This window comes from Microbulbifer maximicatervae (SeqCode) (assembly GCF_052468295.1).
Map to the genome: position 1 here is coordinate 2613629 of NZ_CP174340.1, position 17927 is coordinate 2631555.

Below are 17927 nucleotides of genomic sequence, written 5' to 3' on the forward strand. Positions count from 1 at the left end.
CTCCTTATTATCCGTGTATTGTTATTTGTGAGGGGGTCAGAGTAATGCCGGTGCTAATCACCAGGCTGCGGCTTAAGTAGCCTGCATCCTCTTCTTTCTCTTCAGCTGAGAGAAAAAGGGATTCAGTTTGCTGATCAGACAGTTCGCGTTCGAAAAGCATGGTAAATTGATCCGTTACTGAATAATCACCATCTTCATCGTAAGTCTTCTCGGCCATATGCACTGGGTTGTGGTAATCCCCTGCTGCGGTCCATACACGGCTATAAGAGCGATCCTGAAGGTGATAACTGGGTGCGCCAATATCACTCTTTAACAATTTATTCCAAGCCTGCTCCGAACCGACATCCAGTGTGTCGTAAAAATGGAACAGCTTTACATCGACAACATGCTCATCCCGCTGACCGCCCTCAGCAATCACTTGCAGCCAGGCATCATCGTCAGTGTAAAAGCGATAAATCCAGGTACCATCTAGTTCGACAACACCAGCTGCTTTAATAATCTGGGTCGGTGAGCAGGATTCAATGGTCAGTTCATCGAGTATCAGACGAATGGCCAAAGGGTCCAGCTCAAAGCTCGCCCCCATTCGCAAGCCCATAATTTCTGGAGTCTTGACCTTTGGAGCGTCCTTTCCTTTTATTTTGTTTATCAGTTTGGTAAACATGTACCAACACCTTCTTCATTACTTTTTATATCGAAACAGCTTTTTTCATCGAGCCGCTTTGCAGAGATATAATACAGCATGTCGCCCTCGGTGACCTGATCGGTAAGCCCCGGGTTCACGTCAATTTTAACCACGCCCTTTCTACGTATCGCAATTAAGGTCGCGGAGAGATCCCGCTTAAAATGGTCAAATAATTCACCGACAGGAAGAGGATTCTCACCCCGATATTCAACACTGTATTGGGTCATGCCGTAAGTGCTATCGAGCAACTGTCGGTGCAACCTTGCGGAACCGGGGTCAAGCGAGGATTTTGCCAACATCTCTACAGCAACAGAGGGAATACATTCGATATTGGGACAGTGGGCACGGAGCAATTCACCCACATTTTCATCTTGGAAATAAGCCGTTTTATGGCTGTTCGGGCTGAGCTTATCGCAGAATAAGGCGGTTGTAAGGGTTACATCATCCAGAGGGTTGTCGATAATGATTCGAGCGGCATCGGCCAACCCTGCCCTCTGCATACTTTCCCCGTGGGAAAACGATTCCACCCGGACAAAATCAATCTTACCCGGCATCGGATTTTCGATATCGGCTTCAACACAGAGGACAATCTCTGCTGCGCTACCGTTTGTTTTGGAGAGTAGCAACTCAATCAAGCGGAGCGTTCTGGTACCGTTCCAGCCGATAATTACTGTGTGATCAATATGGTTTGTCATACGCAAGCCCTTCTTGCCGCGATGCACAAATTCTGAAACCGCAAAGCCAATTCTTGTGACCACCATGGCAAACAGGCTGAGGCCCACTGGGATCACCCAAGCGGCAACCACGACTTTACCCTCAGGGGTTACCGGGGAGAAATCGCCGTAACCTACTGTCGATGCGGTAACGACCAACCAGTAAAAGAAATTCTCGCCCGCGACAATATCAGCTTCACCGGCAATTTTGAGCAGCCAATAGGAGATGAAAACATAGCTGCCTACAGCTATGAGAATGGTGGTTACATTGGCCCGAATGAAAAGCGACGCCAGAAGGCGTCGCACTCGATAAAGCAGCACTGTGTTAAGCCTTTTCGCGGCCCGCTAACAGTTGAGCCAACTTATCGCTGCCACTTTTCTGGCCGCCGGGCTTGATGCCCGCCGCTTTCAGCTTGGCATCCAGGCTGGAACCGGTTTCCTCTGAGGCCAGCTCTTCCGCAGCTTCAAGCTCAGCAGCACGCTGCTCCTGCTTGTTTTTGATGCGATCCAGGCTGTCCAGCGCTGTTTTGATCTTGCTGTTCGCACCCATATGGCGGGAAGAAACCGCTACCTGCGCTTTTTGAACAGACTCAGTCGCTTTGATCTGGTCAATCTGCTGCTCCATACGGCGCACATTGGTTTTTGCCTGGGTAATATTACCTTTCAGGGTGCTCTCTGAACTCAGGAATCCATCCAGGATGCTGCGCTCAGTTTCCAGCTGGCTTTCCAGCTCGGTAACACGCTCTGCACACTCAAGAGCGAGTTCGTTATCGCCCTTTTCACTCGCGTTGATTGCGTGAGTGCTATAGGTTTCAACGTCGGCTTGCAGCGCTTGGACTTTACTCTCAGTAAGTTTGCGCTTCGCCATGATTTTGGTCAGGTTTTCATCGCAAGCTTTCAATTCTTCCTTCGCCTCGCGCAATTCTTGGTCAAGAATACGAATCGATTGGCTATCCGCTACTGCTTCTGTTCCTTCGTTAACTGCGCCTTTCAAAGCAGTCCAGATTCTCTTAAGGCTCATGCTACACCCTCCGTTTCAAAATGATCAGCAAATAAATCCAGGAAGTCACCCACATTGGAAAACAGGGTCTCAACCTCCTCGATAACAACTTCGTCCTTGCTGGACACCGACAGAGCACCGAAAGCGACGTAGTAGTTCTCACCACCAATATTCTTGATCGCAATGGCTGTCAGGGGCACCAGCTGATGTGTTTGCAGAACCATTTCATTGAGCGCTGCCACATCATCTACCTGGCTCACGGGAAACAGAATACTCTCTACAACTATCTGCTTCTCGCCAACATAGACAAACGCATCGACGCCTTCATCGTTGGAAATACTGAGGCAATCCCCCTCAGATTCGACCACCCATCCGGAGTGGTTTTCCGCCAATTGGCGCAGGTTCTCATTGTTCCAGGTCATCTCAACTCCCTCACTGTGGAATATTGGTCACAAATATAGCACCAAAAAATCTGCGGTCAATAACTTATTACAAACTAATGTTGCAAATAATACACACAAAGATAATATTTACCACATTGGTGATAGTGAATAGGACGGAGTAGAGCCCATGGACCACAAGCAAAGCCTGAGCAACCAGCAAGCACTAACCCCTTACAAGCAGGCAATTGCTCGCTATGTGCGCGCATCAATGGCACTAAAGGGCATGCGTTACGGAGATCTCGCCCAAGCACTGGCCGAGAGAGGAATTTCAATGACACCGGAAAACCTGCGCAGCAAAGTCAGCAAGTGCATGTTTTCAGCAGATCTGCTGGCAGCCATCATCGATGCCATGTCGGTGGAGGACAGCGCCATGCTTGAAATCCTCAAACAGGCCCGTGAGCTGCAAGATCGAGGACTCTATGCCGAGCAGGAGAAAAGCTAACACGCCACGTCCTTGGACACCAGTACACGCGATCACACTTTGACTCCGTCGTCAGTAATCAAGCTTACCCACTGAAGAACCGGGGTATCCACGACTCACCTGCACAGCTCCTTTACAGGTGAGTTAGTAGTGATGCAATTTGACGACTGGCTCACCATTACCGCACTTTCCGACAACCTCAGGCTCTGAAAGCTTAGCCCCCGCAGGAATAATCTTATTCGTTGGCCACCAAACAAAGCAGGCATACCTGAAATTGACTGCCCAGTTACAGTAGAGGCGTCCATCCTCTTCCTCATAGAACCGCGCCTGGCAGAAACTTAAAGTGGGACTTCGCACCCCTTGAACCTGCTGGGGATCAGCCAAAGAAACTTGCACTCCGGCAATTGCAACCACCGAGAGGGAGAGAATCAGCAACCAGGATTTCATAGATCTACTCTGGAATTTTGCTCAAACCTCCTTGAAGACTAGCAGCTGCGGCGTAACTTTCATCTCTGAGCCCTGGCAGCGGCACTAACCGTCAGGAATAGCAGCTTCAGATACAATCAATTTTTCCTGCTTAAGAATCGTCAATAACTGCTCGATGCAGCCCTGCCGGTCTTTTAGCCAGTTAATATACGGCAGGGGAAAAACCGGAATGCCTGCCCGATACAATGCCTTGTAGACCTTTACACTAAAGTAAGACTCGTAGTCGCCGGGATACCCAATCAGGTCAATACCGATAAAACGCCCGCTCACAGCACAAACCACATCTACAATCTGCCCAGCCACAGGAAAGCCTACCCAATGGGGAATTTCGTGCTGGGTTAATAAATGGCTAACTTCACTCGCAAAACGACATACGATTTCATCACCCTGTAAATGACTGCCAACGAAGTGTGGAAACTCAACATATTGACGCAAGAGATGATCCGAAGGGAGAGTTTGGGGCTCAATCGACAACGCAACCAACTGCTTTTCTTTTGCCCTGGTAATTGCGACATTAAACACATCCGCCCGGTTTAAATAGCTGGCTGCCCGCAACGATTGACTATCAATAGCCATGGAGATAAGCATTAAATCTCGCTCCTCTCCTTGAAAACCATAGGGCGTGGCAACGCGCACAGAAAAACTCTGTAACTTCTGCGAGGAGAAGACCTTAATCAACTCCCCTGCCAAATAATCAGCCTGATCCCGATAGGGAGACAAAACACCGACCGACGGCCGAATTGCAGCATCGGCATAGCGCTCGAAATGCGCTTTCAATTTCGCAATAACCCAGTCGCGCTCTACGGTGTTTCTCCCATTTTTCCTCCGGCGCCCTGGCAGTTGATAAAATTCTAGCGCCGAGTCCGCTAATGGTTTGGGCCTGGCCCTCATAACTTTCAAGCGGCCGGAGTAAAAAGCATAGTTACTGAATGCGATAAGCTCTGGATGGCTGCGAAAGTGCTCATCCAGCATCACAACAGCTTGTTGAGTTGGGATCACGTCTGAAGCCAAATCCAAAAGTGATTGATCCCTGTAGCTCAGTTTTGGCGGCACCCCGGCCTCTTTTATCACTCCCTGCCAGATACTTTGCTGCCGCTTGCGGGAAAGAAATGAAACATGCCGCAGTTGTTTGCTGTCACCGACAATCACTGCCCGCTCAGCTCGAAACAGAGCCGGCAGTGAACTCGCAATATCACACTGGGTTGCCTCATCAAAGACCACCAAATCGAACATGGCGGGCGATAATGGCAGCACTTCATTGAGTTCATCTGCCTCCACCAGCCATATGGGGAACGCCTGCATTACCACCCGCATATCAGTTTGGGCAAAGCGCTCCGCCTGTACTTTTGAAGTTCGAGATCGCAAGGCTTGATTGAATTGGCTCAGGGTACCCCGATTTTTCTCCAGCAGTCTGTGCAATGTATCGCGGCGATAAGTATTCAAATACTGACTTGCCAGGCTTTCAAAGTTGCGCCGACAATCATCAATCGCACCTTGTGATTGCCACAGACTTTTAACACTCAATCGATTTGCAAAGAAGCTCCAGGCATGTCGTGCTACCCACTGAGCAAACCGACCTACACTAACAGCGCGCGCCAATCCCAGCTCTTTGGAGAAGCGCTTCTCCAAGCCCCTCAAGGCTCGATAAGCCCTCTTCAGTTCCCTCTTCACCTGGGCAGGCTTTCTCTCTGGAAGTTCCACCCCCTCTTTCAGCAGCCTATCCAGATGAGCTTTTAAGCTGGGGATAAAACCCCGCTCCTCTCGATGTACATACCCCTGAGTCAGCCCGTACTCATCTCGCAACTTATCCCGCACCACATCCAATGCTTGCTGGTTCTTCGATACCACCAAAACACTTTCACCATGCAGCACTCGATCAAGAACCATAGCGGCGATCGTAAAACTCTTTCCCGTACCGGGCGGACCTGAAACCAGGCTAAGAGGAAAGCGAGCCGCATTTTCCAGTGCCCTCTCCTGTGCCCCACTCAACAGACCCGGCAGCATATCCGGCTCACACGCTTTCTGTGCCGTTTCCCAGTGGCACTCTCCCAGTAATGCCTGTAACGGAGAAGATAATTTTTTTTCCCTACCTAAAAGTTGTAATTCGTGCAGTACTCCACGAGAGCCCCTCGATCTATCCGCAAGAATTACCGCACCCGCCGAGACCAAGGACAACTGAGCCCCCTTCGATGCACTTTCAACAGCTGCCTTTACACTCAAGTTAGGCCAGCGCCCCAATTCCTCCACATTTTCCAAAATAGTGTAATGGGTTAGCCAGCGACCGACGTCAGCTAGCTGTGTCGAGGACAGCGGCGAAGCAAGCACCGGGAAACTATCTGTTATTGAGGACTCAACATCAGGTTTAAGCAGTTGACGCAAAACAGGGAGATTAACGTGAATGTTTGCAGGGTTGATCTCTACAAAATAATCCTCATCAAAATGTAGCTTGGCGGGAAAATAAAGTAGTGGTGCACAGAGCTTGCGCTTTGCACTTAGTCCAGATTGGAGAGCGTAGTTACCACAAATAAACAGGCAACCATAAATCAGCCGCCGCTCCTTTCGGTAAGCATCCACTTGTTCCAGCAGTTTTGCTCCCGCCGTAGCGGAGACAGGTACACGTGGTAATTCATCAGCCCCCAAATAGTCCCGCTCATCTAAGAACAGACGCCGATTCGATTTGAGATTTAGAATATTGTTGAGAGAGAGGTCGTAACTGTCAGCTTGATAGCAGCGTCGAAAGTATTCGATTAACTTCTTGGGGTTGTGCTGCATTTCAAATAACTCCTGGAGGACAACAAAATTCTAACGGATGCCGGAACCTTGTTATACCCCCCAGAGATTACTTGTCCTCAGCCATCCGCCATTAGCGATTGATATTTGCGGCGCTCGCCCGCACTCAGCTGAAGGCCATACTTATCTACGATTGCCAAAAACCGCTTAAGGTAAACTTGCTTGACCGGTCCATAGGGCGGCATCCACTTGTCCGGCCCTTTGTGGCCTTTACTTTGGTTGCGACCGTCATCAACCAGCCATAAATTCTCGATGTCCTCAGCAAACCGCTGCTTTCGCTTGCGCGTCCAATCGGCTCCCCCGTGATCGTGTGCCCACTTCAGCGGCACAATATGTTCTACATCAAGATCTGAGGCTTTTACAAAGAAGCCACCCGTGTATGGGTCCAGCCACAAACCGGTGTCTACTTTGCAGTGATTGGAGCGGGTATAGGTTACCGGGGATAGTGAATAGCGAATTAACAACTCATGGCGGGTATCCTGACAATCCCGATCGGAATCAGACCACTTGGGCAGCCACTCCGCCCGATCATAGGACGCTGCAAAAGCGGAAAAACTGAAGGAGAAAACTACAGCAATGGAAAAAAGCTTAGAAACTGACCGAACGCTCATACATCAACTACCAATCAAACCAGAGCGCTAGGTTACAAGAAAGTGTGTACCAATTGTATGCGGCGGTTCAAATCAATAAGAAATGGTTCAAACGTTATACAAAACACCCCAAATGAAAAAATAGGGCTATAGCAAGAGTAATCAAGAGCAGGATATTTCGATCAATTTTTTTACACCTAATAAAAATGCCCTGCCTGATTAACGCTTGACAGGGCATAATTTATCAATGATAGATTTTGCTACTTGTCCAGCCCTACCGCTTGAGGGATATAGATTGCGTGCAACTGTCCTCCGGCCATCATTTCCTGAATCAATTGTGTAGAGGGACCATTTTTTTGGTCACGCACATTAAAGGAATTCAGGTAACTATCCACTCGACCTTCAAAATCATAGTGAAACTGGGTTGAACTCAAGAACCAACCATCACCCAGAATATCGCCCACATAAATAACCCCGGATGCTTCAGCATCGGTAGAGAGCGCAGCCTCTATCCCGGTATCATCCAGCCCACTGCGAACCTTGGAAGATTGTGAGTAGTATTGACGGTAGGGCTTACTCTCCACATGCTCTTCCAGCAGTGCTTGGTATTCCTCGTCAGTAGGCTCAGCTTCCAATTCTCCACTTGCCAGCTGTTTCTCGATCTTCAGATCGAGCTCGTCTTCACTATCGCCAATAATTTCCGGGTTAAATTCGGCAACACGAATCATCTCTCCGGTTTCAGGGTCGAGAACGTAGATTGGTGAGTAATAATTAGATTTATCAAATTGCAACACCAGGCGAGTCTTATTATCGACACCAGCAACCGCTGCCATATTGTCGAAATTCTCATAGTTGTCAGTTATATCGCCATCGGATTTGCTACTCACTACTCTCTTGATGATTCCACCATCTGTTGGATTGGTGATATCCGCAAACTCAAGCTGGTATACACCGTACTTGGCTCCAAAATAAAAGCTATTGGGATCCAATGGGTCCCAATCACCATCTTCCGGAGAACGCCACTGGGAGACCTCCATTCCAGTGGTATGAATACGGAAGGCCTCCTGGCTCATATCGCGAATATCTTCTGGCTTCCCATCTCCGTCGGTATCCTGGCTGGAAAGTTGTACCAACTCAAACATCAATTCGCTATCGCCAAACAGCGCTCGATTGTCACTATCACTAAAATCAACCACCGGCGCGCCATCGCTATCCAAAACCCGAACCGCATACAGCTCACCATTGGTCAAGCCAGCCTTATCAATTTCACTGCCTTCATTGGTTTTTTCACCAACATAGACTGTGAGAAAACCTCCATTGCGATAAGCATCATCTTCATCACCCCGAGGCCGTTCATCATCGACAGACAGCAGTATGGTTTTATCCTGTGCTTTATAGTTGGGTACGATATTCTCAAAGCGAGATTTACCAAGTAGTGGCAATTCATAAGCATCACCAGCATTGTCTCCGGTTGTCAAAACAGCGATACCGCGACCGATATAAATTTCCGATTTGTCGTACTCGTAGACAGACTCGATCTCACTCTTGGCTTTCGCCTCACCACTGATGCTACCAAAAGCATCAAATCGAAGGCCTTCATAACCACGCTTCTCAACCAAACCATCGTAATAAGTTTTGAGGCTCTCGCCACCGTCACTCTCTTCGCCGGTCAAGAACATCCGCACCTGGGTACCTTTGCCGCTTTCCGCATTATAGAAAGCAGTTTCAGCTGGCAGAGTTGCGGAGCAGAAACGTTCGAATGCTCCCGTATTCACAAGGTCCCCATCCGCATCAAAATAGGGTTTCATTTGTGTTACGTAGGTATATCCTGGAGATTCAGCAACCTCACCATCCGTGTCATACAGGGTACGCCGCCAGGCATAAACACCTTTAATCAGGTCCTCACCACCCTCAATTTCCCCGGTGGTTTTATTGATTACCCACTTTGAAATGAAGGTGCCTGTCGATCGGAGGCTGCGATTTGAGTTCTCCAGCACCACCCCATCACCGCCAACAAAGTTGTAGTGTTCCTGATTCATAAACAAGGTAAATGTATCGTCGTCATTATCCAGATACCCCAAACCATCGGGTTCTCCAGACAATACATAAAGGCCATCCGTATCCGCAGCATCAAGACTCGGGTGCTCTTCGAATATAGGAAGCATATCCTGTTGGGGAACATTTTCACTGGAGTAATCTGTAGGGAGATAACCATTGCTGAGCAGATTAATTACCTTGACGTTTTCAGCTGTGGCGACAACATGCGGTACCTGCATTGTTGAAGGACCAATATGCGCAGCAGCCTCAGAACCAGCAACTGATTCAAATAGACTGACTTCCTCTGGCACTTCCGGATCTGGAGTTACCACTACCGGATCATCATTATCGTCACTGCAACCGGCCAAAATTGCCGGTATAGCGATAGCTAACGCTGCTCTTTTGAAAAATTTATGATTTTTCATTGCCACTCCAATGCGTTGATTCCCCACCCGAAGGCAGTTCCAGTTATAAAGGCGGCATAGAGTAGTTGTGCTAAATGACAGGCTTAATAAGGTTTGATTACAGACGAAGAAAAATTTAGTTCAATAAATTTAATTTCCTACGTAAAGCTCTTCATATATTTCAATGGAAAGTTCCCCCTCAGAAAACAACCCCATAATTTATGGATGAAAAACGAAGACAAAAAAAATCCCGTACCAAGCGAATAGTAACTTGGCACGGGACTCTGAAATCAGCCCCAAATTAGGGCTAGCATGCTTTAAACGGATACAGGTTCGCTAATAACCGCCTCTTTGCGTTTCTCTTTGGTTTCAGTCTCCCCGCCGATTACTTCGTTGGGTCTCACTTTGTGGAATACCGCATAGAACACAGGGATTGCAATCAGTGTCAACACCGTAGCAAATCCAAGCCCACCCATAATTGTCACCGCCATATCTGCAAAGAAAGCGTCGAACAGAAGCGGGGACATTCCTAAAATAGTAGTGACAGCGGCAAGGAATACCGGACGCAAACGGCTAACGCTGGCCCGCTGGATAGCTGTCAACCTCGGTAGGCCCGCATGGGTCTGAACCTCAATCTCATCCACCAATACCACGGCATTTTTAATCAACATACCAGACAAGCTGAGGACACCGAGAAGAGACATAAATCCAAATGGTAATCCCGTCGCCAACAACCCGACAACAACACCGACGAGACACATAGGAACAACCAGCCAGATAATCACCGGCTCCCGAACAGTACCGAACAGCAGTATCGACACCAGGATCATAATCAGGAAGCCCAAGGGTAAACCTTTACCTAACGACTTCTGCGCATCGGTAGAACTTTCGTACTCACCACCGAATTCAACCTTGAAGCCAGGTGGCAACTTCATTTCTTCAACCCAGGGACGTATACGGCCAAAGGCTGCCATTGCCGTAACACCTTCAGGCGCATCCGCACTGATGGTAATAGTTGGCACCCTGTTGCGTCTTTGGATCAATCCTTCATCAGCGGTTAACTCGAAATCAGTAATCAACTGTCCTGCCGGAATATATCCCTGCTCATTGGGGCTCCACACCAAGCGGTCTTCCAGTGAACCCACCTGATTGCGATCTCCCTCTGGCATACGGGCAACAATAGGGATAATACGGTCACCGCTTTCAAAGTCGCCAACGGTGTAACCCGCAGTGGCAAACTGAATCATACGGCTGACATCAGCATTGGTAACCCCGGCAACTCGCGCCCGCTCATCATCCAGATGTGCGTGCAGAGTAGGCTCTCTGCTGCGCCAGTTGTGACGAATATCTTCAAGTCCTTTGTCACGGAACTGCTGTTCTACACTGACTGCCAAGGTACGCAGTGTCTGGTAATCCGGACCTGAAATACGCACTTCAACATCCGATCCGCCACCGGGACCAAACACCAGGCGCTTGAAAGTAATCAATGCTTCCGGCTGCGCTACACGCAACTTCGCCTTGGCGCTCTCAATCAACTGGGGGATTTGCTCCCGGTTTTCAGTGCGAACAATCAACTGGCCATAAGACGCATTGGGTGGCTCGGGAGCATAGGTCAGCATAAAGCGATCGGCTCCGCGACCAGCTACTGCTGTCACGGAGACAACTTCATCCTGTTCCTGGAAGAATGCAGTCGCTTCCTGAAGCGCCTTATCAGTACGATTAATATCACTGCCCTGAGGCATGAAATAGTTAACATAAAAAAGTGGAGCATTTGAATTGGGGAAGAACCCCTGCTTCACAAACCCGAAAGCAAAGTAGCTGACCAGAGTCACCACAATAAGTACTGCAATGGTCAGGCCCCTGCGCTTCAAAGCTCCTGATAGAGCACCGGAGTACATATTGTAGAAGCGGCCATCGTAAGGATCTTCCGAGTCGGCTTGCTTACCCGGCTTAAACAGGTGATAGCCCAAGTAAGGGGTAATAGTAATCGCCAGTATCCAGCTGAGTAACAGGGAGATACCAATTACCGCAAACAGGGAGAAAAGGAATTCGCCAGTAGCATCATCGGACAGACCGATACCGGAGAACGCCATAATACCGATAATGGTCGCACCCAGCAGTGGCCAGAAAGTCTGGCGGACTACGCGCCTGGCAGCACTCTTAGGCTCTTCTTTTCTCTGAACCCCCATCAGCATCCCTTCGGCAACCACAATGGCATTATCAACCAACATACCCATGGCGATAATCAGGGCACCGAGAGAGATCCGCTGCAAATTCAAGCCAAACAGGTTCATGATTAACACGGTGCCCAAAACGGTCAAACCGAGGACAGTGCCAACCACAACACCTGATCGCCAGCCCATAAATACACAAAGTACTAGAGTAACGATCACGACAGAGGAAACCAGGTTAAAGAGGAAACCGTCAACACTCTCCTCTACTACCTGATGCTGCTCGTAAATAGGATGGATTTCTACACCCAGAGGCAACGCCTGTTTAATCTGCTCCAGCCTGGCCTCTACCGCCTTGCCAACGTTCACGATATTGGTATTTTCCGCACCGGCCACACCCAGCAGAATGGCCTGCTTACCATCAAATCGGGCAATAAAGCTGGGGCTCTCATCGTAGCCGAGAGAAATATCGGCGATATCACGGACGGCCAGCATCGCGGTTGAACCGGGTACGCCGACGAGAATATTACGAATGGATTCCAGGTCACTCGCAGGATTATCAACCAGTATACGGGTACGTAAATCCTGACCTCCAATCTCGCCGACTTTCTGGGTCGAACTTTCAGATTGCAGTACCTGCGCTAAGTCATCCAGGGAAAAACCAAACTGGGCCAGGCGGGATTCATCAATATCCAGGTAAGCCACTTCGTCGATAATGCCTGAACGGGAAACCTTGGCAACCCCCTCAACTCCCAGTAACTCCCGGCGAATCGCTTTGGTAATTTCACGCATTTCAGTCAGCGAAAACCCTTCTCCGGTAATCGCATAATAAATACCGTAAACCTCACCAAAGTCATCATTCACAATGGAGGGTAAAGCACCGCTGGGCAGGTCACTTTGAGCATCATTAACCTTGCGCCGCAATTCATCCCAAACCTGGGCAAGTTCCTGCGAGGCATACTGATCTTTGATTTCCACCCGAATTTCAGACATTCCCGGACTTGAGGTGGAAGAGACCTTGTCCAGCTGTCCCATTTGTTGGATGGCCACCTCAAGCTTTTCGGTGACCTCCTCTTCTACACGCTGGGCGCTGGCACCTGGGTAGAAGGTGTAAACACGGGCTTCCTTGATCGTAAACGCAGGATCTTCGAGGCGACCAATATCTGAAAGCCCCCAAAGACCACCGATTAAGCAAATCAGCATCAACAGCCAGCTATAAACTGGCTTTTCTATAAATATGTCAGAAATCTTCACAACATTTTCCCTACTGTTAACAGGGCCAGAGCTAACACACTAATTAGTGCTGTGCGTAATTGCGTACTTTTGCACCGTCATAAAGGTGCTGGCCGCCGGTAGCAACCAGTTTCATAGCAGGGCTAATGCCATCCTTAATCTGTACCGACTCACCATCAGTACGCCCAAGGGTCACGGAAGCTTTGGAAACAGATTGGTCTGCATTAATTTGCCAAACATAGGGCTTACCTTCCGGGCCAGTCTGCACTGCCGAAAGGGGAACCCACAGGTCACCACTCGCTTTATTCAACTTCACACTAACGCGAGCGGTCATGCCGGGAAGGATCTGTACATTTTCGGGGCGGGGCATTCCAAACTCGACAACGTAAGTCTGGGTAACGCTGTCTGCCTCAGCCTGGTGCTCACGGTAAGTAAGTGGGAACTCCTTGCCCGGCAAAAATTCAAATTCGGCGGTCATGGAGTTGACTTGCTCTTCATTAACCGTGGCCAACAGCTTTTCAGGCACGGAGATTTGAATTCGAACCTCAGAAATATTCTGCAAACGGACAATTGCCTGGCCGGCCTGGACGTTGGTGTAATTCTCTACCAGCTGGCGAGTTGCCAAAGCATCGAAAGGAACCCTTAGCTGGGTATAAGCCAGGTCCTGCTCAGCACGTTCCAGGGTCACTTTAGCCAAGTCAAAGTTACTTTTCGTTTCATCCAGCTGCTGCTGTGAAATAACTTTTGACCCTGCCAGAGAGCGCTGACGATTGAGGGTTTTTTCCAGCAACTCTACATTTAATCGGGCTTCTTTTACCCTGCGCAGGTAATCCCGCTGATCAAGCTCTGCTATCAGGGTTCCCTTTGGAATAATTTCACCTTCGCGAATTGTGAGCTTGTCCAGCTTCCCACCGACCTGGAAAGATAGATCGACACTCTGCACTGCCTTAACACGACCGGCAAACTGTCGATCTTTGACCTGGTTATTACTGGCAACGGTAGCTACTTTCACGGGCCAGACGTGCTCTGCCTGCGCCTGCTCCGTCTTCGATTCGGAGCATCCTGCCAGAACTGCAACTGCTGCGATCAAAACGGCCAATGAGAAACGCGATCTTGGCGATATATTCATATTCATCATCCACAAACTGTATTAACTGGGGCTGACCTTTAGTTCAGGTCGGCAGAGAGCGCCAGCAGACGTCCCTGTAAACGTTCAATAATCGGGTCTTCAGACTCAACCACACCGAGTACGCGACCCAGGAACATGCCCTGGGCCGCCAGGATTAGCAGTTCCGCCATTTCCGGGTCACGATACGCATCGCAGATATCGCGACGCTGCTGCTCCTCTTTGTCTTTTACCGGTCCCAGCAACATGGGGTCTTCGGCCACGGCGGCGATCAGTGAGCGAGGCAGCCCCTTGTCGTCCTCCATCAATTCAAAAATGCTCTTCAAGCGCGACACCAACAAGCTGTCCCCGGAGGACACAAAAGTGGCAACACTGTCATCTTCACGAGCTATTGCCGCCTCCAGCATCGCCTTCAGGAGTGACTGCTTAGTTCGAAAATGATGAATCAAACCGCCCTTGCTGAGCCCGCACTGTGCAGCCACCGCATCCAGGGTCAACTTGCGCGCCCCTCGATCCCGGACTACTTCTTCTGCTGCTCGGACAATGGCAGCTTTGTCGACTCTCGACACATGACCTCCTGGGCATCACCAATCAAAACCAACCGGTTGGTCGGTATCTTAGCGGCAACATTTCAAAGGTCAAGCTATGCTACGCTCCCTCACCAGAAAACATGGTTAAAAAGTGTTACGAGAGCGTTAAGTTCACGCTGGAGAGATGATTTATGACGGATCGGTACTGCCCCTGTGGATCGGGCAAGCCCCTTGATACCTGCTGCGGACTCTATTTGTCGGGAAAGGCTTACCCCAATAATGCAGAAGCGGTTATGCGCAGTCGCTATACGGCCTTTGCAACCGGAAATTTTCGGTACCTGAAAAAAACCTGGCATCCCGACACCTGCCCAGAACTGCAAGCTGAGGATATTGAAACCCAGTGGACAAAATTGGAAGTTATTAAGAGTAAGGCGGGACTAAAAAAATCGATTGTGGAATTTAAGGCTTGGTATACAGAAAATGACCAAGAACACCTGATTCACGAAATTTCACTATTTAAGTTATTTAAGAAGCGCTGGGTATATTTGGAAGCTCTACCCAACTGGCCTGATGGGAAATAGGCTAGCAGAAAACACGGCTAGCTAAAGAGGCGATATCAAAGAAAAAATAGCAGCAAAAGCCTGGGGGCGGGAGTCGCACTCCCGCACCTCTTTACGTAGCTTCTGCTTGCTAGCGAAACGCCCCGAAGATTTTGCCTTTACGTGGGCACCGCCCTTTCTCATTAGCGGATTACGCGCAACATAACTACGAATTTTTTCTTTCTTTTTCATAAAACTTCACCTTTTACTTTTAGTAGATCCACTCTTCCAAATATCTTCTCACTCAAAACTTGTATTGATACCTCCATATTTACCCCTTGATACAAATTACCTGGCGTAGCGTGTGCACCACTTCCACAAGATCGGACTGGTTCTCCATCACCTGGTCAATATCCTTATAAGCAGCAGGAATCTCATCCAGAACGCCCTTATCTTTACGGCATTGCACACCTCGGGTCTGATCTTCCAAGTCCTTTCTGGTAAAACGCTGGCGAGCCGCTGTACGACTCATTTTTCGACCAGCTCCGTGTGCACAGGAATAAAAAGATTCCTTATTGCCAAGCCCACGCACGATAAATGACTTAGCCCCCATAGAGCCGGGAATAATTCCCAGTTGATCTCTCTGAGCACTAATAGCCCCTTTGCGAGTCACGAATACATCTCTATCAAAATGGCGCTCGCGAACAACATAATTATGGTGACAGTTAATTGCCTCTGTGGTCAAAGTAAACTTTGGTAAGCTGACCTTCAGGCATCCAAGCACAAGCTTCATCATTTCCTGCCTGTTCCAGCGCGCATATTCCTGCGCCCAATTAACCGCCTCAATATAATCGTCAAAATTCTGGCAGCCTTCTGAGAAATAGGCCAGATCCTTATCCGGAAGATTGTGCATATGCCCAGCCATATCCCGTCGGGCCAACTGGATAAAATGCTGACCAATAGCATTGCCAATCCCTCGACTCCCCGAATGCAACATCACCCAGACAGCACCACTCTCATCAATACAAACTTCGATAAAGTGATTGCCACCCCCTAATGTACCCATTTGGGTCACCCAGGTTTTTTGTGGCTGATGCAGTTTCTTCAGTAGCCCTGGATGCTTTGAAAACAATCTATCCACACCGGGAGCTAAAAGTTTGCAGGCAGATTCCCTGGCGCTGATCAGTTTATGTCGTCCCTGACCAACCGGCACTTTCACCTCAATGGCGTCCCGCAGTGCTTTCAGATTGTCTGGCAGCTGATGGGCTTGTAGCGAAGTTCGCACCGCATTCATTCCACAACCAATATCCACCCCAACGGCAGCCGGAATTATCGCACTTACCGTTGGGATCACCGATCCTACCGTTGCCCCCTTTCCCAAATGCACATCCGGCATAGCAGCAACATGGGAGTGCACAATAGGAAGCTGGGCAATATTCTTTAACTGTTGCATTGCCTGGGGCTCAATATCATCGGTATAGATTTTTACCGGTACCGTGCCAGGCGGTGCATTTCGATTTAACACTGTTTTTACAGGCATATTTTATTCCTGGATTAATCCACTTAACTGAAACGGCAATCCAAGCTAAAACAAAAAAGCCCCGGCATTTACCAGGGCTTTTGGAAGGTCTGGCTTGGAAAGCAATATCACTTTCCAAGCTCAAGTGCGTGAAAAGCGATTAAACAAATAAACTCTTGATATCTACATTTCGCATTTCACGGCTCCTTAGTGGTGCGATCCACTTCAAAAATACTGCCAATTAGAATGCCAATCTTGAAACTAGATCAGCAATGGAATTTAGGTGCAGTTTATTCTCATTTGGTACCATGTCAAGCCTGTTTTTTGTCTATCGATAAAAATTCTACCCTGAATTCACTAACCAACTTTTACTTTTCAACATAGCATGAGGGCTCGCTATGCCATAAAATCGTGTTACCGAAATTACAGTCCAGTCGCCACGCCCCCAAAATGACCACTCAAGAACCTACCATTCTCTTTGAAGACGACTACTTACTTGCCGCTTACAAACCAGAGGGATGGCTTGTTCACAGATCAGAAATAGACCGCCATGAAAAGCGTGTACTTTTGCAATATTTGAGGGACCTATGTGGTAACTTTCTTTATCCAGTACATCGACTGGATAAGCCTACCTCCGGTGTTATTATTTTTGCGAAAAGCAGCGAGATTGCTGCGCAGGTACAGCAGCAGTTGGAAAGTGATTTATCATCAAAAAAATATATTGCTGTATGTAGAGGATATAGCCCGGAAGAAGGTGTCATTGACTATGCCCTCCCCCCCGTTGCCGACTTCAAACACCAGAGGAAGCGACCTAAAACGGATCTGCCACGTCAGCAGGCTGTTACGCTGTACCGACGCTTGGAGACTATTGAGTTACCTTATGAGGTTGACCGCTACCCGACCAGCCGGTATTCCCTAGTAGAAATCCAATTGAAAACAGGGCGGCGCCATCAAATAAGAAGGCATTTCAAGCATATCCACCACCCTCTAATTGGCTGCCCGAAATATGGAAAGTCAACCCATAATCGTTTCTTTGCCAACAGGCTCGAGTGCTCTCGACTGCTTTTGCATGCATCTGAGCTCAAGCTTGAACATCCGGTGAGCGGTTCTCAGCTGAAAATACAATGCGAAATACAGGGAAGTTTCTTGCAATTAATTCAGCGATTTAAATGGCAACCTTAAATTATACCTAATTACCACTCTTGCTAAGTTATGCGTAACTGTATATAAATACAGCTATCTC

The 17927-nt window shown here is 48.7% G+C and carries 16 protein-coding genes; 3 read left to right on the forward strand and 13 right to left on the reverse strand.

Features of this window, described 5'->3' with window-relative positions; genetic code table 11:
* Nucleotides 1–7: 7 nt before the first annotated feature.
* The 4 genes from ACJJIQ_RS11860 to ACJJIQ_RS11875 are packed head-to-tail and all read right to left on the reverse strand — an operon-like array spanning nucleotide 8 to nucleotide 2817.
* Nucleotides 8–661, reverse strand: a complete 654-nt coding sequence (locus tag ACJJIQ_RS11860) for a YjfK family protein (RefSeq protein WP_413665198.1) — start codon at nucleotides 659–661, stop codon at nucleotides 8–10.
* Nucleotides 646–1716, reverse strand: coding sequence for a potassium channel family protein (locus tag ACJJIQ_RS11865; RefSeq protein ID WP_445364710.1), 1071 nt, complete (start codon nucleotides 1714–1716; stop codon nucleotides 646–648). Before ACJJIQ_RS11865 ends, ACJJIQ_RS11860 begins: the two co-directional genes overlap by 16 nt.
* 4 nt (nucleotides 1717–1720) lie before the next feature.
* Entirely contained in the window at nucleotides 1721–2416 is a 696-nt protein-coding gene (locus ACJJIQ_RS11870) for a PspA/IM30 family protein (protein WP_282933401.1), read from the reverse strand.
* Nucleotides 2413–2817 carry a DUF2170 family protein gene (locus ACJJIQ_RS11875; protein WP_108732689.1) on the reverse strand — a complete coding sequence of 135 codons (405 nt, stop codon included), beginning with the start codon at nucleotides 2815–2817 and terminating at the stop codon, nucleotides 2413–2415. Before ACJJIQ_RS11875 ends, ACJJIQ_RS11870 begins: the two co-directional genes overlap by 4 nt.
* Before the next feature lie 148 nt (nucleotides 2818–2965).
* On the opposite strand from ACJJIQ_RS11875, the gene ACJJIQ_RS11880 reads away from it, so the two are divergent.
* A complete protein-coding gene (locus ACJJIQ_RS11880; protein WP_108732688.1) occupies nucleotides 2966–3280 on the forward strand; it encodes a DUF6471 domain-containing protein in 315 nt (104 codons plus the stop codon).
* A 123-nt stretch (nucleotides 3281–3403) separates the two neighbouring features.
* Here ACJJIQ_RS11880 and ACJJIQ_RS11885 read toward each other — a convergent pair whose 3' ends face one another.
* From ACJJIQ_RS11885 to ACJJIQ_RS11915, 7 genes are all read right to left on the reverse strand, one after another.
* Complete coding sequence (locus ACJJIQ_RS11885) at nucleotides 3404–3706, reverse strand: hypothetical protein (RefSeq protein ID WP_282933402.1); 303 nt, start codon at nucleotides 3704–3706, stop codon at nucleotides 3404–3406.
* Nucleotides 3707–3790: 84 nt separating this feature from the next.
* A complete protein-coding gene (locus tag ACJJIQ_RS11890) occupies nucleotides 3791–6517 on the reverse strand; it encodes a DEAD/DEAH box helicase (RefSeq protein WP_445364711.1) in 2727 nt (908 codons plus the stop codon).
* Between the two features lie 77 nt (nucleotides 6518–6594).
* Nucleotides 6595–7146, reverse strand: a complete 552-nt coding sequence (locus ACJJIQ_RS11895; protein ID WP_445364712.1) for a GmrSD restriction endonuclease domain-containing protein — start codon at nucleotides 7144–7146, stop codon at nucleotides 6595–6597.
* A gap of 239 nt (nucleotides 7147–7385) precedes the next feature.
* Nucleotides 7386–9587 (reverse strand): hypothetical protein, encoded by a 2202-nt coding sequence (locus ACJJIQ_RS11900; protein WP_445364713.1) that lies wholly within the window; start codon nucleotides 9585–9587, stop codon nucleotides 7386–7388.
* A gap of 296 nt (nucleotides 9588–9883) precedes the next feature.
* The gene (locus tag ACJJIQ_RS11905) at nucleotides 9884–12991 is read right to left on the reverse strand and encodes an efflux RND transporter permease subunit (RefSeq protein ID WP_445364714.1); all 3108 of its coding nucleotides are present in this window, start codon (nucleotides 12989–12991) and stop codon (nucleotides 9884–9886) included.
* Between the two features lie 43 nt (nucleotides 12992–13034).
* Nucleotides 13035–14099, reverse strand: a complete 1065-nt coding sequence (locus tag ACJJIQ_RS11910) for an efflux RND transporter periplasmic adaptor subunit (RefSeq protein WP_413665192.1) — start codon at nucleotides 14097–14099, stop codon at nucleotides 13035–13037.
* Nucleotides 14100–14137: 38 nt separating this feature from the next.
* A complete protein-coding gene (locus tag ACJJIQ_RS11915; protein ID WP_282933409.1) occupies nucleotides 14138–14665 on the reverse strand; it encodes a TetR/AcrR family transcriptional regulator in 528 nt (175 codons plus the stop codon).
* 152 nt (nucleotides 14666–14817) lie between these two features.
* Here ACJJIQ_RS11915 and ACJJIQ_RS11920 point away from each other — a divergent pair, with 152 nt between their 5' ends.
* Nucleotides 14818–15207 (forward strand): YchJ family protein, encoded by a 390-nt coding sequence (locus tag ACJJIQ_RS11920; RefSeq protein ID WP_445364715.1) that lies wholly within the window; start codon nucleotides 14818–14820, stop codon nucleotides 15205–15207.
* A gap of 21 nt (nucleotides 15208–15228) precedes the next feature.
* Here ACJJIQ_RS11920 and ACJJIQ_RS11925 read toward each other — a convergent pair whose 3' ends face one another.
* The gene (locus ACJJIQ_RS11925; RefSeq protein WP_413665191.1) at nucleotides 15229–15417 is read right to left on the reverse strand and encodes a hypothetical protein; all 189 of its coding nucleotides are present in this window, start codon (nucleotides 15415–15417) and stop codon (nucleotides 15229–15231) included.
* A gap of 79 nt (nucleotides 15418–15496) precedes the next feature.
* Complete coding sequence (locus ACJJIQ_RS11930; protein ID WP_445364716.1) at nucleotides 15497–16705, reverse strand: RtcB family protein; 1209 nt, start codon at nucleotides 16703–16705, stop codon at nucleotides 15497–15499.
* Between the two features lie 390 nt (nucleotides 16706–17095).
* Here ACJJIQ_RS11930 and ACJJIQ_RS11935 point away from each other — a divergent pair, with 390 nt between their 5' ends.
* Nucleotides 17096–17866, forward strand: coding sequence for a pseudouridine synthase (locus ACJJIQ_RS11935; RefSeq protein WP_445364717.1), 771 nt, complete (start codon nucleotides 17096–17098; stop codon nucleotides 17864–17866).
* Nucleotides 17867–17927 lie beyond the last annotated feature (61 nt).

Excerpts from the sequence above, each read along its gene's own strand:
- ACJJIQ_RS11860 (WP_413665198.1), bottom strand. The coding sequence starts at position 661 with ATGTTTACCAAACTGATAAACAAAATAAAAGGAAAGGACGCTCCAAAG.
- ACJJIQ_RS11870 (WP_282933401.1), bottom strand. The coding sequence starts at position 2,416 with ATGAGCCTTAAGAGAATCTGGACTGCTTTGAAAGGCGCAGTTAACGAA.
- ACJJIQ_RS11875 (WP_108732689.1), bottom strand. The coding sequence starts at position 2,817 with ATGACCTGGAACAATGAGAACCTGCGCCAATTGGCGGAAAACCACTCC.
- ACJJIQ_RS11880 (WP_108732688.1), top strand. The coding sequence starts at position 2,966 with ATGGACCACAAGCAAAGCCTGAGCAACCAGCAAGCACTAACCCCTTAC.
- ACJJIQ_RS11885 (WP_282933402.1), bottom strand. The coding sequence starts at position 3,706 with ATGAAATCCTGGTTGCTGATTCTCTCCCTCTCGGTGGTTGCAATTGCC.
- ACJJIQ_RS11890 (WP_445364711.1), bottom strand. The coding sequence starts at position 6,517 with ATGCAGCACAACCCCAAGAAGTTAATCGAATACTTTCGACGCTGCTAT.
- ACJJIQ_RS11895 (WP_445364712.1), bottom strand. The coding sequence starts at position 7,146 with ATGAGCGTTCGGTCAGTTTCTAAGCTTTTTTCCATTGCTGTAGTTTTC.
- ACJJIQ_RS11900 (WP_445364713.1), bottom strand. The coding sequence starts at position 9,587 with ATGAAAAATCATAAATTTTTCAAAAGAGCAGCGTTAGCTATCGCTATA.
- ACJJIQ_RS11910 (WP_413665192.1), bottom strand. The coding sequence starts at position 14,099 with ATGAATATATCGCCAAGATCGCGTTTCTCATTGGCCGTTTTGATCGCA.
- ACJJIQ_RS11920 (WP_445364715.1), top strand. The coding sequence starts at position 14,818 with ATGACGGATCGGTACTGCCCCTGTGGATCGGGCAAGCCCCTTGATACC.
- ACJJIQ_RS11925 (WP_413665191.1), bottom strand. The coding sequence starts at position 15,417 with ATGAAAAAGAAAGAAAAAATTCGTAGTTATGTTGCGCGTAATCCGCTA.
- ACJJIQ_RS11930 (WP_445364716.1), bottom strand. The coding sequence starts at position 16,705 with ATGCCTGTAAAAACAGTGTTAAATCGAAATGCACCGCCTGGCACGGTA.